At 75.6% G+C, this 14,187-nt stretch carries 9 protein-coding genes and 1 pseudogene; 3 read left to right on the plus strand and 7 right to left on the minus strand.

The genetic code is table 11. The features are described 5' to 3' along the window. Positions 1-8: 8 nt before the first annotated feature. The 4 genes and pseudogenes from BBH68_RS10170 to BBH68_RS10185 all read right to left on the minus strand — a co-directional run bounded on the left by BBH68_RS10170 (position 9) and on the right by BBH68_RS10185 (position 6,204). Positions 9-1,607: an acyl-CoA carboxylase subunit beta gene (locus BBH68_RS10170; protein WP_065960893.1), complete on the minus strand. Its 1,599-nt coding sequence runs from the start codon at positions 1,605-1,607 to the stop codon at positions 9-11. Then, the gene (locus BBH68_RS10175; RefSeq protein ID WP_065960896.1) at positions 1,604-3,352 is read right to left on the minus strand and encodes an acyclic terpene utilization AtuA family protein; all 1,749 of its coding nucleotides are present in this window, start codon (positions 3,350-3,352) and stop codon (positions 1,604-1,606) included. The genes BBH68_RS10170 and BBH68_RS10175 overlap by 4 nt, the downstream gene beginning before the upstream one ends. 452 nt (positions 3,353-3,804) lie before the next feature. Continuing rightward, positions 3,805-4,590, minus strand: a pseudogene (locus BBH68_RS10180) (TIGR03084 family metal-binding protein); the annotation flags it as partial. A 183-nt stretch (positions 4,591-4,773) separates the two neighbouring features. Further along, complete coding sequence (locus tag BBH68_RS10185) at positions 4,774-6,204, minus strand: MFS transporter (protein WP_065960897.1); 1,431 nt, start codon at positions 6,202-6,204, stop codon at positions 4,774-4,776. Between the two features lie 374 nt (positions 6,205-6,578). Between BBH68_RS10185 and BBH68_RS10190 the strand changes: the two genes are divergently transcribed. Beyond that, positions 6,579-6,836 carry a hypothetical protein gene (locus BBH68_RS10190; RefSeq protein WP_065960898.1) on the plus strand — a complete coding sequence of 86 codons (258 nt, stop codon included), beginning with the start codon at positions 6,579-6,581 and terminating at the stop codon, positions 6,834-6,836. 219 nt (positions 6,837-7,055) lie between these two features. Here the strand turns inward: BBH68_RS10190 and BBH68_RS10195 are convergent, their stop codons facing one another. After that, positions 7,056-7,655 carry a CGNR zinc finger domain-containing protein gene (locus tag BBH68_RS10195; protein ID WP_065960899.1) on the minus strand — a complete coding sequence of 200 codons (600 nt, stop codon included), beginning with the start codon at positions 7,653-7,655 and terminating at the stop codon, positions 7,056-7,058. Between the two features lie 85 nt (positions 7,656-7,740). On the opposite strand from BBH68_RS10195, the gene BBH68_RS10200 reads away from it, so the two are divergent. Then, positions 7,741-8,529 (plus strand): MBL fold metallo-hydrolase, encoded by a 789-nt coding sequence (locus tag BBH68_RS10200; RefSeq protein WP_065960900.1) that lies wholly within the window; start codon positions 7,741-7,743, stop codon positions 8,527-8,529. A 164-nt stretch (positions 8,530-8,693) separates the two neighbouring features. On the opposite strand, the gene BBH68_RS10205 is transcribed toward BBH68_RS10200, so the two are convergent. After that, positions 8,694-11,714: an FAD-binding and (Fe-S)-binding domain-containing protein gene (locus tag BBH68_RS10205; RefSeq protein WP_245737981.1), complete on the minus strand. Its 3,021-nt coding sequence runs from the start codon at positions 11,712-11,714 to the stop codon at positions 8,694-8,696. A 188-nt stretch (positions 11,715-11,902) separates the two neighbouring features. Between BBH68_RS10205 and serC the strand changes: the two genes are divergently transcribed. Further along, positions 11,903-13,021, plus strand: a complete 1,119-nt coding sequence (serC, locus tag BBH68_RS10210; RefSeq protein ID WP_065960902.1) for a phosphoserine transaminase — start codon at positions 11,903-11,905, stop codon at positions 13,019-13,021. Positions 13,022-13,157: 136 nt separating this feature from the next. On the opposite strand, the gene BBH68_RS10215 is transcribed toward serC, so the two are convergent. After that, positions 13,158-13,994, minus strand: a complete 837-nt coding sequence (locus BBH68_RS10215; protein ID WP_245737984.1) for an ABC transporter permease — start codon at positions 13,992-13,994, stop codon at positions 13,158-13,160. Between the last annotated feature and the right edge of the window lie 193 nt (positions 13,995-14,187).

The raw sequence follows: 14,187 nt of genomic DNA on the forward strand, positions 1-14,187 counted from the left end.
CTCACATCTCACATCCGGAAGACGCCGAACCCGCCGCGCGCGCCCTCGACGGGCGCGGTGTGGAGGGCGGACAGGCACAGGCCGAGGACGGTGCGGGTGTCGCGGGGGTCGATGACGCCGTCGTCGTACAGCCGCCCGGAGAGGAACAGCGGGAGCGATTCCGACTCGATCTGCTGCTCCACCATGGCGCGCAGGGCGGCGTCGGCGTCCTCGTCGTACGGCTGTCCCTTGGCGGCCGCCGACTGGCGGGCGACGATCGACAGGACGCCGGCGAGCTGCCCCGGCCCCATGACGGCGGACTTGGCGCTGGGCCAGGCGAAGAGGAAGCGGGGGTCGTAGGCGCGGCCGCACATGCCGTAGTGGCCGGCTCCGTAGGAGGCGCCGATGAGGACGGAGAGGTGGGGGACGCGGGAGTTGGAGACCGCGTTGATCATCATGGCGCCGTGTTTGATGATCCCGCCCTGCTCGTACTCGCGGCCCACCATGTAGCCGGTGGTGTTGTGGAGGAACAGCAGCGGGATGTCGCGCTGGTTGGCGAGCTGGATGAACTGGGCGGCCTTCTGGGACTCGGCGGAGAAGAGGACGCCCTGGGCGTTGGCGAGGACGCCGATCGGATAGCCGTGGAGGGTGGCCCAGCCGGTGGCGAGGCTGGGCCCGTAGAGCGGCTTGAACTCGTCGAAGTCGGAGGCGTCGACGATGCGGGCGATGACCTCGCGGGGGTCGAAGGGGACCTTGAGGTCGCCGGGGACGATGCCGAGGAGTTCCTCGGGGTCGTGGGCGGGGGGTTCGGCGGGGCCCGGGTCAGGGTGGGCCTTGCGCCAGTTGAGGCGGGCGACGACGCGGCGCGCCTGCCGGATGGCGTCGCGCTCGTCGAGGGCGAGGTGGTCGGCGAGGCCGGAGGCGCGGGCGTGCATCTCGGCGCCGCCCAGGGATTCGTCGTCGCTCTCCTCGCCGGTGGCCATCTTGACCAGGGGCGGCCCGCCGAGGAACACCTTCGACCGCTCCTTGACCATGATCACGTGGTCGGACATCCCGGGGATGTACGCGCCTCCGGCCGTGGAGTTGCCGAAGACGACGGCGATGGTGGGGATGGAGGCGGCGGACAGGCGGGTCAGGTCGCGGAACATCGCGCCGCCGGGGATGAAGATCTCCTTCTGGCTGGGGAGGTCCGCGCCGCCGGACTCGACGAGGCTGATGACGGGGAGGCGGTTGGCGCGGGCGATCTCGTGGGCGCGCAGGCACTTCTTGAGGGTCCAGGGGTTGCTGGCCCCGCCGCGTACGGTCGGGTCGTTGGCGCTGATCAGGCACTCGACGCCTTCGACGACGCCGATGCCGGTGACGACGGAGGCGCCGACCGGGTAGTCGCTGCCCCAGGCGGCGAGCGGGGACAGCTCGAGGAACGGCGTGTCGGAGTCGAGGAGCAGTTCGACGCGCTCGCGGGCGAGGAGCTTGCCGCGCGCGCGGTGGCGGGCGACGTACTTCTCGCCGCCCCCGGCGAGCGCCTTGGCGTGCTCGGTGTCGAGTTCGGCGAGCTTGGCGAGCATGGCCTCGCGGTTCGCCGCGTACTCGGCGCCGTTGGGGTCGAGGGCGGAGGCAAGCCGGGTCACAGAAGGTCCTCCGGGATGTCGAGGTGGCGCGAGCGCAGCCACTCGCCGACGGCCTTGGCCTGCGGGTCGAAGCGGGCCTGGGCGGCGACGCCCTCGCCGAGGAGTCCGTCGACGACGAAGTTGAGGGCGCGCAGGGCGGGGAGGGCGTGGCGGGTGACGGGGAGGTCTTTGGTCTCGGGGAGCAGCGCGCGGAAGCGGTCGCGGGTGAGGGTGTGGGCCAGCCAGCGCCAGGCGTCGTCGGTGCGGGCCCAGACGCCGACGTTCGCGGCCCCGCCCTTGTCGCCGCTGCGGGCCCCGGCGACCAGGCCGAGCGGGGCCCGCCGGGTGCGCCGGGTGCGGCCGGGCGGGAGCGGGGGCGGCAGGGGCGGTTCGGGGACGGGGGCGAGGGGGGCGGTGGTGGCGGGCGGGGGGACGGGGGTGCGGGTTCCGTCGTGCAGCACGGCGGTGTGCGGGACATCGGCGGCGGGGACGTACGCGGCCTCGAAGACCCCGTACGGGGAGCCCTTGCCGGGCGGGGCGGTGACATGGAAGCCGGGGTATCCGGCCAGCGCCAGCTCCACGGCGGCGCCGCTGACGGCCCGGCCGACCTTCTCCGGGTCCGGGTCGCGGACGGTGAGGCGGAGCAGGGCGCTCGCGGCCTCCTGGGTGTCGGCGTCCGGGTGGTCGGTGCGGGCCAGCGTCCAGCGCACCTCGGCGGGGCGGCGCCCCGCGAGGGCCGCCTCCATCTGCTCGCGGACGAGCGCGGCCTTGGGGTGGATGTCGAGGCCGGTGAGCACGAAGACGACCTCGTTGCGCCAGCCGCCGAGCCGGGTCAGACCGACCTTCAGCGACGGCGGGGGCGGCTCGCCCTTCACCCCGTGGACCCGGACCCGGTCGGGGCCGTCCTGGGTGAGCCGTACGGTGTCGAGCCGGGCGGTGACATCGGGCCCGGCGTAGCGGGCGCCGGCCGTCTCGTAGAGGAGCTGCGCGGTGACGGTTCCGACGGTCACCGCGCCGCCGGTGCCCGGGTGTTTGGTGATCACGCAGGACCCGTCGGCGTGGATCTCGGCGAGCGGGAAGCCGGGGCGGCGCGTGTCGTGCTCGGTGAAGAACGCGTAGTTGCCGCCGGTCGCCTGCGCCCCGCACTCCAGGATGTGCCCGGCCACCACCGCCCCCGCGAGCGCGTCCCAGTCGTCCGCCCGCCACCCGAAGTGCGCGGCGGCGGGCCCGGTCACGAGCGCGGCGTCGGTGACCCGCCCGGTGACGACGACGTCGGCGCCGGCCCGGAGGCACTCGGCGATCCCGGCGCCGCCGAGGTAGGCGTTGGCGGTGAGGGTGTGGCCCGGCCAGTCGCGGGAGGAGCGGAGGTCGTCCCCGGTGACATGGGCGACGCGGGGCGCGAGGCCGTGCTCACCGGCGGCCGTACGTATCGCCTCGGCGAGCCCGCCCGGATTGAGCCCGCCCGCGTTGCTGACGATCCGCACCCCGCGCTCCAGGGCCAGGGCGAGGGTCTCGTCGAGCTGGCGCGCGAAGGTGGCGGCGTATCCGCGCGCGGGGTCCTTCTGCCGCTCCCGGCCGAGGATGAGCATGGTCAGCTCGGCCAGGTAGTCCCCGGTCAGCACGTCGAGCGGGCCGCCGGTGAGCATCTCGCGCATGGCGTCGAAGCGGTCGCCGTAGAAGCCGGAGCAGTTGCCGACGCGGAGGGGCGGCGGGGTCGGCAGGGCCGGCGGGGTCGGCGGGGCTGGCGGGGCCGGCGGGGGCGTCATGCGGGCCCCCCGGCGGCCGGGCCCGGGCCCTCGCCGGGGCGGCCCGGGCCCTCGCCGGGGTGGCCCGGGCTGCCCCCGGCGGCGCCCCCGGCGCTGCCTGCGGCGCCCCGGGGTGCCGCCTGACCAGGGTCGCGCTCGGCGGGGCCCGCCCGGCCCGGGTCACTGCCCTCGGCGGGAGCCGAGTCGCGGCCCCCGGCCCGGCCCGAATCGCGACCCCCGGCACCCCCGGCGGCCTCGGCAGCCCCGGCGGCCCCGGCGGCCTCGGCAGCCCCGGCGGCCCCGGCGGCCCCGGCGGCCCCGGCGGCCCCGGCGGCCCCGGCACCCCCGGCACCCCCGGCACCCCCGGCACCCCCGGCACCCCCGGCGGCGCCTCGCCCGGAGGGCGCAGGCGCCGCGGGCGAGGCGCCTGCGGCGCGCCCGGCGGCGCCGGGCAGGTCGGGGCGGGTGGGCCGCCCGCCGCCCGGGGCGCGGCCCTTGCCGGGTGGGCCCGCGAAGGCCTGGGCGATGTCCAGCCAGCGGTCCGCGTCCGGGCCTTCGGCCCGCACCGCCAGATCCGCACGATGCGCCCGCTGGGTGACCAGCAGGCAGAAGTCCAGCGCGGGCCCGGTCACCCGCTGGGGCGCGTCCTCGGGGCCGTACGTCCACAGGTCGCCGTCCGGGGCGCGGAGTTCGACCCGGAACTCCTCGGCGGGCGGCTCGAGTCCCCGCACCGCGTACGCGAAGCCCCGCGCCCGCACGCCGATCCGCGCCACGTGGCGCAGCCGGGCGGTGGGGGGCCGGCGCACGCCGAGGGCGTCGGCGATGTCCTGGCCGTGGGCCCAGGTCTCCATCAGCCGGGCGGTGGCCATGGAGGCCACGCTCATCGACGGCCCGTACCACGGCAGCCGCGCCCCGGCCGGCTGCGCCGCCAGCACCCGCCGCAGCCGCCGGCGCCCCTCGCGCCAGCGCCGCAGCAGCTCGTCCGGCGGCCGGGCCGCGCCGAGTTGGGCGGCCTCGTCCACGAACCTGTCGGGCTCGGCGGCGGCCTTGCGCACCTCGGCCGCGAACCCCGCCGGGTCCGTGGCCGCCTGCGCCGCCCGCTCGTCGGTCCACGCGAGATGGGCGATCTGGTGCGCGACGGTCCAGCCCTCGGCGGGTGTCGGCGTGGCCCAGTCCTCCTCCGCGAGCCCGGCCACCAGGCCGTCCAACTCCTCGCCCTCGGCGAGCAGATCGCCGAGCACGGCGTCGGTATCGGACACGCTGCGCTCCCGTCGTATGGGGTCCCTGACGTGCGTCCTGGGAAGGGAGGGTGGCAGCGCGGCAAGAAACAATCAAGCGCGCTTGCATGATTTGGCCGTAACCGGCCGGGGACACCTCCGGCCGGGGACGCCCCCGGCCAGGGACGTCCACGGCCAGGGGCGTCTGTCGGGGGCGGTCGTCGCTCAGTCGGAGCCGCTGCCGGTCAGGGAGGGTTCGCCGGTCTGGGCGGCGGCCACCACCCTGCCGCCCGTGCCGCGCGCCCGAACGGCCAGCAGGGCGATCAGCAGGGTCGGGGCCAGCAGCAGCCCGAAGGCGGCGCCGTAACCGGCCGTCGCGGACGCGCCGCCCGCCACGCAGGTGTTGAGCACGGCGAAGGAGAGGGCCAGCACCACAACCTGGCCGAGGTTCTGGCTTGTCTGCATCGCTCCGCTGGTGTGGCCCAGGCGGCCGGAGGGGCTGTGAGAGAGCGACAGCACGGTCAGGGACGGGGCGAGCAGCCCCATGCCGACGGCCGCGACGGGCATGGAGGACGCGGCGACGAGATACGGGCCCCGGGCGAGCGTCCCGGCCACGGCGAGCCCGACCGCCACCGCCATCACCAGCGCGCCGACGGCGACCAGCAGGTGACGGGGCAGGTTCTCCAGCCGCCCCTGGACCCATGAGGCGCCCGCCCACACCACGGCGGCGGCGGTGAACGCCAGGCCGATCACCACGGCGGGCGCGCGCCGCTCGGCGATCAGCATGAGGGGCACCAGCGCCTCGATCGTGAAGTACGTGCCCGACGACAGGGCGCGCAGCAGCACGGTCGCCGGCAGACCCCGGGCAGCACGCCAGGTGCCCACGGGCAGCAGACGCGGCGCGAAGACCGCGAGGAGGCCGAGCCCGGCGGCGGCGAACAGCAGATGGCGGACGTCCCAGCCCGACACCCCGTACTGCCCCAGCGCCGCCCCCAGGCTCACCACCGCCGCGACCAGCAGCGGCGGGCGCGACGGGTGGTCGTCCGCCGGCGCGGCCTCCGGTCCCGCCAGGGCGGGGCCGCGCAGTACGACCACCAGCGCCAGCGCGGGCAACAGCGTCAGCCCGGCCAGGCCGAAGAACACCGCCCGCCACGACCACCACTCGGACACCAGCCCGGCCAGCGGCGGGCCCGCCAGCGACGGGATGATCCAGCAGGAACTCATCAGCGCGAGCGCGCGCGGCCGCAGCCGTTCCGGATACGCCTGCCCGATCGCGGCGTTGACCGACACCGCGACCATCCCGGCCGCCAGCCCGTCCAGGAGGCGCCCGGCCGCGAGCTGCCAGACGGAGACGCTGCCGCCCGAGACCACCAGGGTGACCACCGTGAGCACCACCCCCGCCGCCAGCGGCCTGCGCGCCCCCGCCCGGTCCGCCCAGTGCCCGCCCAGCACCCCGCCCAGCAGACTCGCCGTCACAAAACACCCCGCCACCACGGGGAACAGCCCCACCCCATCCAGCTCCCGAGCCGCCGTCGGCAGCGTCGGCACCACGGCGAGCGCGGCGAATCCGGTCAGGAACATCACCGCGGCGAAGCTTGCGGTGGCGGCGGCGTATGTCCGGGAGAAAAGCCCCGGCACCTTCGAGCCTTCGGTCACGAGCGCGCAAGCTAATTGGTCCACACCAAGGTCGGCCACTGGTTTTCGTCCGGCATACTCGGGGCGGCTGACACACTCGGGGCGGCGGGCCGACGGAGAGGGGGATCGGTGGGCAAAGACCGAGAAGGCGAAACGAGGCCGTGGCGGGGAGGGCGATGGTGAACCCGTCGAAGAAGCAACTGATGCAAGCGGTCGCGACACACGCCCCGCATCTGCTCTCCAAGGCCCGCTGACCGGGCGGCAGCATCATCGCCCAGGCGGCGGGGCGCGGATCGTGGCGGGCATGAGCCCGCCGGGGCTACGGCCACTTCTTCTCGATACGTTCCTCATAAACCGCGTAGATAGCGGCTTCACCTCGGGCGACGGCGCGCTAAATGGACCTGCGGCGGCTGCCCGCCGGGTATGTGGAGGATGTGCTGCGCCTCGTCGCCGAGGGCGAGCTGGCGCATCTGACGTTCGCCTCGCTGCTGGACGCCTACGACCGGCCGGGCGTGGTGGTCGCCCCGCTGACCGGGCTGCCGCCGATGGCGGTGCGCGCGGTGTGGGCGGCGGGTCCGCAGGAGGGGCCGGCCGCGGCCTTCGCGGACCACACGGCTGTGTACGCGGCCTGGCTCGGCGACCCGGCGGGGTAGAGGTCCGGACAGACGACTTCCGCGCCGTCCGGCCCGCCGGCCTCCCTGCCCCGCCCCCCGTAAATGATCTTTGCGCCCGATCTGCTGGTGGGCTACCTGCGGCAGTTCTTCCGGGGGCTGCGGGAGCCGCGGGAGGGCTGAGCCCGCGGGAGACTGAGCCCGCTGGAGGGCTGAGCCCGCGGGCGGCCTGGGCTCGCGGGCGGGGGCAGCGCGGGGCCGTCAGTCCGCCTTCGGCCGGGCGCGCCGGGCGTACGCGCGGGCGGCGCGGGCCCGGTCGCCGCAGCGGGTGGAGCACCACTGGCGGCGGCCGTGGCGCAGCAGGTAGCGGTTGCAGGGGGTGGAGCCGCAGGCGGTGAGGCGGTCCGCGTCGGGGCCGGTGAGGAGGTCGGCCGCGTCGGCCGCGAGGGTCGCGAGGGCGCGGTCGAGGATCTCGTCGGTGGGGCACGGCGTCGCGCGGTAGGGGCCGGTCTTCTCGTCCCAGTGCAGCAGGGCGGTCGTGGGGGCCTTGCTCAGCGCGTCGTTGACGGCGGACAGCGCCGACGGCAGGACATGCGTCCCGGCGACGCGGGCGGCGAACAGCACCCTGATGTGCTCGCGCAGCGAGCGCAGCTGCGCCGCGCACATCTCCTGGACCCCGGCGTCGGCCGGCGCGAGCCCGTGGTCGGTGAGCCACCGGTTCGCGGCCCCGGGGGTGCCGAGGAGGTCGATGAAGTGCCCCGCGGGGAGCGCGATGGCGCTGTTGACGAAGTCGAGGGCCGGGTATTCCTCCGCCCCCGGCGCGGGCGGTGGCAGGGGTTCGGCGGTCGGCGTCTCACTCATGGTTGTCATGGTACGGCTTGCGCTCATCCGTGAGACACCCCTATCGTCCTTCACGGATAACCCACTTCCCATCCGTGAGGTTTTGGTGTCTGATACCAGCACGCGCCCTGAGCAGCTCCCTGTCCGCGTCCTCGGCGGCCCGACCGCCTTCTTCGAGTACGGGGGCCTGCGTTTCCTGACCGACCCGACCTTCGACGCGCCCCGCCACTACGTCGTCCCGGGCGGCGGTCTGACCAAGACGGCGCCCTCCGCCGCCACGCCGGCCGACCTCGGCCCCATCGACGTGGTCCTGCTCTCCCACGACGAACACCCCGACAACCTCGACGAGTCCGGCCGGGCCCTGCTCGCCGAGGTCCCGCTGACCCTGACCACCCCCGGGGGCGGGCAGCGCCTGGGGGCGGGGGCCAGGGGGCTGGCCGACTGGGAGGCGGTCGAACTGGACCGCCCCGACGGGGGCACGGTCACCGTCACGGGCGTGCCCGCCGTCCACGGGCCCGGCCCGCGCGAGGAGGTCGAGCCGGTCACCGGCCAGGTCGTCGGCTTCGTCCTGACCGGGGACGGCCTGCCCACGGTCTACGTCAGCGGCGACAACGCCTCGCTGGACGCGGTCAGGGAGATCGCCGAACGCTTCGGCCCGGTGGACACCGCCGTCCTCTTCGCGGGCGCCCCCCGCTTCTCCGTCCTCTTCGACGGCGCGCTGATCGTCCTCGACAGCGCGCAGACCGCCGAGGCCGCCCGGATCCTCGGCGCCCGCCGGGTGGTCCCCGTCCACTACGAGGGCTGGGCGCACTTCACCGAGGGCCGGGACGAACTGGTCGCCGCCTTCACGGATGCCGGGCTGCTCGACCGCCTGGACCTGGGCGACCGGGACTGATCGGCGACCGGGACTGACCGGGCGACCGGGACTGATCGCCCCGGTCTCCTCGGGCCGCCTCGACCGCCATGGGCCGCCATGGGCCGTCACGGGCCGTCACGGGCCCCGCCGCCCCGAGCCCCGGCCGCCACGGGCTCCCGGGCCCCCGGCCGCCCCGGCCCGGCTCACGGCAGCCGCTCGGCCAGCACCTCCGCGAGATGGCGGGCCCGGCGGCCCGCGAGCTGGTCCAGCTGCGTGCGGCAGGAGAAGCCGTCCGCGAGGACCTCGGCGGCGGGGTCGGCACCCCGTACGGACGGCAGCAGCTGCTCCTCCGCGCAGGCCACGGACACGTCGTAATGGCCGCGCTCGAAGCCGAAGTTGCCCGCGAGCCCGCAGCAGCCCCCGCTCAGCTCGCCGGTCAGCCCGGCGCGGGCGCGCAGCCGGCGCTCGGCCGCGTCGCCGAGGACGGCGTGCTGGTGGCAGTGGGTCTGGCCGACGACCGGGCGGTCGACGGTCGGGGGCCGCCAGTCGGGGGCCAGGTCCTCCAGGGCGCCGGCGAAGGTGGTGACGGCGTCGGCGAGGCGGGCGGCGCGGGGGTCGGCGGGGCCGAGGAGTTCGGGCAGGTCGGTGCGGAGGGCGGCGGTGCAGCTCGGTTCCAGGCCGACCACGGGCAGCCCGGCGTCCAGGGCCGGGGCCATGACGTCCAGCGTGCGCCGCATGACCGCGCGGGCCTGGTCGAGCTGCCCGGTCGACACCCAGGTCAGCCCGCAGCACACCGGCTTGGGCGGGACGACGACCCGCAGCCCCGCGTCCTCCAGCACCCGCACGGCGGCCTGCCCGACGGCCGGGGACAGGTAGTTGGTGAAGGTGTCGGGCCACAGCACGACGGTGCGACCGTGCGCGCGCCCGCCGGGCCGCCCGGCGCCCCGCGCCGCCTCGCCCGCTTGCGGGCCGGACGCCCCCGCTGCGGGCGGCCTCGGGGCGGACGGGCCGATGGCGGGCGGGCCGGCGGCCGCCTCGCCGCCATCGCCAAGCCTCGCGCCGCCGCCCGACCCACCGGCCGTCGACCCGCCGGCCGCCGCGCCGCCGCCCCGCGCGGCGGCCCTCGCCGCGCCGCGCGCCCGCTCGCGCCACCAGCGGGTGAAGGGCTCCCGGGCCAGTTCGGGGATGTCGCGCTCGGGCGCGATGCCGCCCACCCGCTTCGCGAGGGCGGCCAGCGGTGCCACGCCCGCCGCCGCGTTGGCCACCGGCGCCGCCCGGAGCGCGGCGGCGGCCCGCAGCCACACCGGCAGCCGGCCCATCGAGTAGTGCGCGGCGGGCCGCACCCGGCCCTCGTAGTGGTGGTGCAGGAACTCCGCCTTGTACGTGGCCATGTCCACCCCGACCGGGCAGTCGCTGCGGCACCCCTTGCACGACAGGCACAGGTCGAGCGCCCCGCGCACCTCCTCCGAGCGCCAGCCGTCGCGGACCACCTCGCCCGCGAGCATCTCGTGCAGCAGGCGGGCGCGGCCGCGCGTGGAGTGCTGTTCGTCGCCGGTCGCGCGGTAGGAGGGGCACATCACGGCCGCGCCGGAGACGGACTCGTTGCGGCACTTGGCGACGCCCACACACCTGCGCACGGCGGCCGAGAAGTCGCCGTTGTCGTGCGGGTAGCCGAACTCCACGTCCACCGGGCGCCTGGGCAGCGGTGCGAAGCGCAGGTTCTCCTCCATCCGCTGGGGGCGGACGAGGGCGCCGGGGTTGAGGCCGCCGGCCGGGTCCCACAGGTCCTTGAAGCGGGAGAAGCGCCGGACCATCTCGTCGCCGTACATCCGGGGCAGCAGCTCCGCCCGCGCCAGGCCGTCACCGTGTTCGCCCGACAGCGAGCCGCCGTGGGCGACGACGAGGTCGGCGAGGTCGGTGGAGAAGTCACGGAAGACGCGTACCCCGGCCTCGCTCAGCAAGTCGAAGTCGATCCGTACGTGGATGCAGCCGTCGCCGAAGTGCCCGTACGGCGTGCCGCGCAGCCCGTGCTGGGCCATCAGCGCGCGGAAGTCGCGCAGATACGCGCCGAGGCGGGCGGGCGGCACCGCGCAGTCCTCCCAGCCGGGCCAGGCCTCGCTGCCGTCAGGCATGCGTGTGGCGGTGCCGGAGGCGTCCTCGCGGATCCGCCACAGGGCGCGCTGCCCGGCCGGGTCGGCGACGACGGTGTGGTCGGTGGTGGCGTCGGCGGCCGCGCGGGCCAGGGCCCCGGCGCGGGCCAGGGCCTCCTCCCGGGTCGCGCCGCCGACCTCGACGAACAGCCAGGCGCCGCCCTTCGGCAGGCCCTCCGCCCCGGTGACCAGGTCGGCGGCCATGCCCTCGACGGTGAGCGGGCCGTGGGGCAGCAGGGTGTGGGCGGCCTCGGCGGCGGCGCTCTCGTCCGGGTAGCCGAGGACCGCGAGGGCGCGGGCGGCGGGCGCCTCCACGAGGCGTACGGTCGCCTCGGTCAGCACGCCGAGGGTGCCCTCGCTGCCGGTGAGCGCGCGGGCCACGTCGGCGCCCTTCTCGGGCAGCAGCGCGTCCAGCGCGTAGCCGGAGATGCGGCGGGGCAGTTCGGGGAAGCCGGTGCGCAGCAGGGCGAGGTCGCCGTCGACCAGCGCGCGCAGTCCGTCGCGCAGCCGCGGAGGGAGCCCGTCCAGGCCGCGCCCGGCCCGCAGCCGTTCACCGCCGTACGTCACCACGTCCAGCTCCCGTACGTTGTCGGCGGTGGTGCCCCAGGCGACGGAGTGGGAGCCGCAGGAGTTGTTGCCGATCATGCCGCCGAGGGTGCAGCGGCTGTGGGTGGACGGGTCGGGGCCGAAGGTCAGCCCGTGGGCGCCGGCCGCCGTGCGCAGCTCGTCGAGGATGACGCCGGGCTGGACGACGGCGGTGCGCGCGTCCGGGTCGAGGGAGACGATGGACCGCATGTGGCGGGTGAAGTCGAGGACGACGCCGAGCCCGGTGGCCTGCCCGGCGATCGAGGTGCCGGCCCCGCGCGCCACCACGGGCACCGCTCTCTCGCGGCAGACGGCCAGCGCGGCGGCGACGTCGTCGGCGTCGTACGGCGCGACGACCCCGGTGGGCACCCGCCGGTAGTTCGACGCGTCCATCGTCATCAGGGCCCGGCTCGTCGTGTCGAAGGAGACCTCGCCGCGGACGGCGCGGCGCAGTGCCCGCTCCAGTTCGTCTGCCTCGTGATCAACCATGTCCCCCATGGTCCATGGCGGGGGCCCGGATGAGAATGACAAGCTCCGTTTCAACGGTGGGCCGTACCGGACAAGTGGTGGGCCGTACCGGACAAGTAACGACGAGGCTGTGCCGGAGAAGAGACACGGCGTCTCATCCGGTGGACACCGGGGCAGGCTGGGCATACCGACGGATTAGGCTTTCGTCCGTGGCTGAGATCCGGATTCCCGCTGACATCAAGCCCGCCGACGGTCGCTTCGGCTCGGGCCCCTCCAAGGTGCGCACCGAGGCGCTCAGTGCGCTGGCCGCCACCGGGACCTCCCTGCTGGGCACCTCCCACCGCCAGGCCCCGGTCAAGAACCTGGTCGGCAAGGTGCGCGAGGGCGTGCGCGAGCTGTTCCAGCTCCCCGAGGGCTACGAGGTGATCCTGGGCAACGGCGGCTCGACCGCCTTCTGGGACATCGCGACCCACGGCCTGATCGAGAACAAGTCCCAGCACCTGTCCTTCGGCGAGTTCTCCTCGAAGTTCGCCAAGGCCGCCAAGCTCGCGCCGTGGCTGGACGAGCCGACCGTGATCTCCGCCGACCCGGGCACCCACCCGCTGCCGCGGGCGGAGGCGGGCGTGGACGTCTACGCGCTCACCCACAACGAGACCTCCACCGGTGTCGCCATGCCGATCGAGCGCGTGGCGGGCGCCGACGAGGGCGCGCTGGTGCTGGTGGACGCCACGTCGGGGGCCGGCGGCCTGCCGGTGGACATCGCCCAGTCGGACGTCTACTACTTCGCCCCGCAGAAGTCCTTCGCCGCCGACGGCGGACTGTGGATCGCGGTCTTCTCGCCCGCCGCCCTGGAGCGCGCCGCCCGCGTGCACGCCTCGGGCCGCCACGTGCCGGAGTTCTTCTCGCTGCCGACCGCGATCGACAACTCCCTGAAGAACCAGACGTACAACACGCCGGCGCTCGCCACGCTGTTCCTGCTGAACGACCAGCTGGAGTGGATCAACGGGCAGGGCGGCCTGGACTGGGCCGTGCGGCGCACCGCGGCCTCCTCGGGCGCGCTGTACGGCTGGGCGGAGGAGTCCAAGTTCGCCACGCCGTTCGTCACCGACCCGGCCAAGCGGTCGCAGGTCGTCGGGACGATCGACTTCAACGAAGACATCGACGCCGCGGCCGTCGCCAAGGCGCTGCGGGCCAACGGCATCGTGGACACCGAGCCGTACCGCAAGCTGGGCCGCAACCAGCTGCGGATCGCCATGTTCCCGGCCGTCGAGCCGTCCGACGTGGAGGCGCTGACCGCCTGCGTGGACTACGTCATCGAGCAGCTCTGACCCCCAGGGTCCCGGAAGGGGCCCGCGGCCGGATCCAGCGGCCGCGGGCCCCTTCCGCGTGCGGTGACGGGCGCCTTGGTGTGCGGTGGCGAGCCCCTTCGCGTGCGATGGCGGGCGCCCTCAGCGGCTCAGCGGCTCAGCGGCTCAGCCGCTGGAAGCGCCGTACGGCCAGGGGGAGGAACACCGCCGTGAGGGCCAGCGGCCACGCCACCGCCATCAGCGTGGCGTGCCGCTCCACCCAGCCGCCCCCGCCCGGGACCGGGTTGCCGAACAGGTCGCGGATCGCGTTCGCGGTGGAGGAGACGGGGTTCCACAGCGCGATGGCGCCCAGCCAGTCCGGCATCATCGCCGGCGGGGTGAAGACGCTGGAGATCATCCCGAGCGGGAAGGCGACCGCGAACAGGTTGCCCGCCGCCTCCTGCGTGGGCACCAGCAGGCCCAGATACACCCCGACCCAGATCAGCGCGGACCGCAGCAGGATCAGCAGCGCGAAGGCGCCGAGGGTCGCGAGCGGGCCGCCGTCCGGCCGCCAGCCGACGGTGAGGGCGATCGCCGCGAGCACCGCGAGGTCCACGGAGGCGCCGATGACATCGGCGACGCCGCGCCCGCTGACCACCGCGGAGGGCGCCATGGGCATGGAGCGGTAGCGGTCCATCACGCCCCGCTCCCTGGCGGCGGCGACCGCGACGGCGGTGTTCATGAACCCGTTGGCCATGGACACCGCGAACATGCCGGGCAGCGCGTAGTCCTGGTAGTCGGCACCGCCGCCCACCTCCATGGCGCTGCCGAAGACGTAGACGAACAGCAGCACGAACATCACCGGGGTGCCGAGCTGCCAGGCGATGGCGGCGGGGTAGCGGAGGAGGACGGTCAGCTCGGTGCGCACGATCGTCAGGCAGTCCACGACCGCCCAGTACGCCCGCCGCTCCGGCTCGTCGGCGACGGCCCGTCCCGCTGCCGCGGGGCTCATCATGCTCACGCCGCCGCCTCCGTACGCCCGGCCGCACCGGCCTGCTCCTCCGCACTTGGTTCCCCCGACCCGCCCGTCCCGCCCGGCCCGCCTGGATCGTCCTGCCTGCCCGGCCCACTCGGCCCACTCCGCCCGCCCGGCTTCCCCGGCCCGCCGCCCGGCCCGCCCGGCCCACTTGGCCCGTTCAGCTCAGCTC

Source organism: Streptomyces sparsogenes, from assembly GCF_001704635.1.
Lineage (GTDB): Bacteria > Actinomycetota > Actinomycetes > Streptomycetales > Streptomycetaceae > Streptomyces > Streptomyces sparsogenes.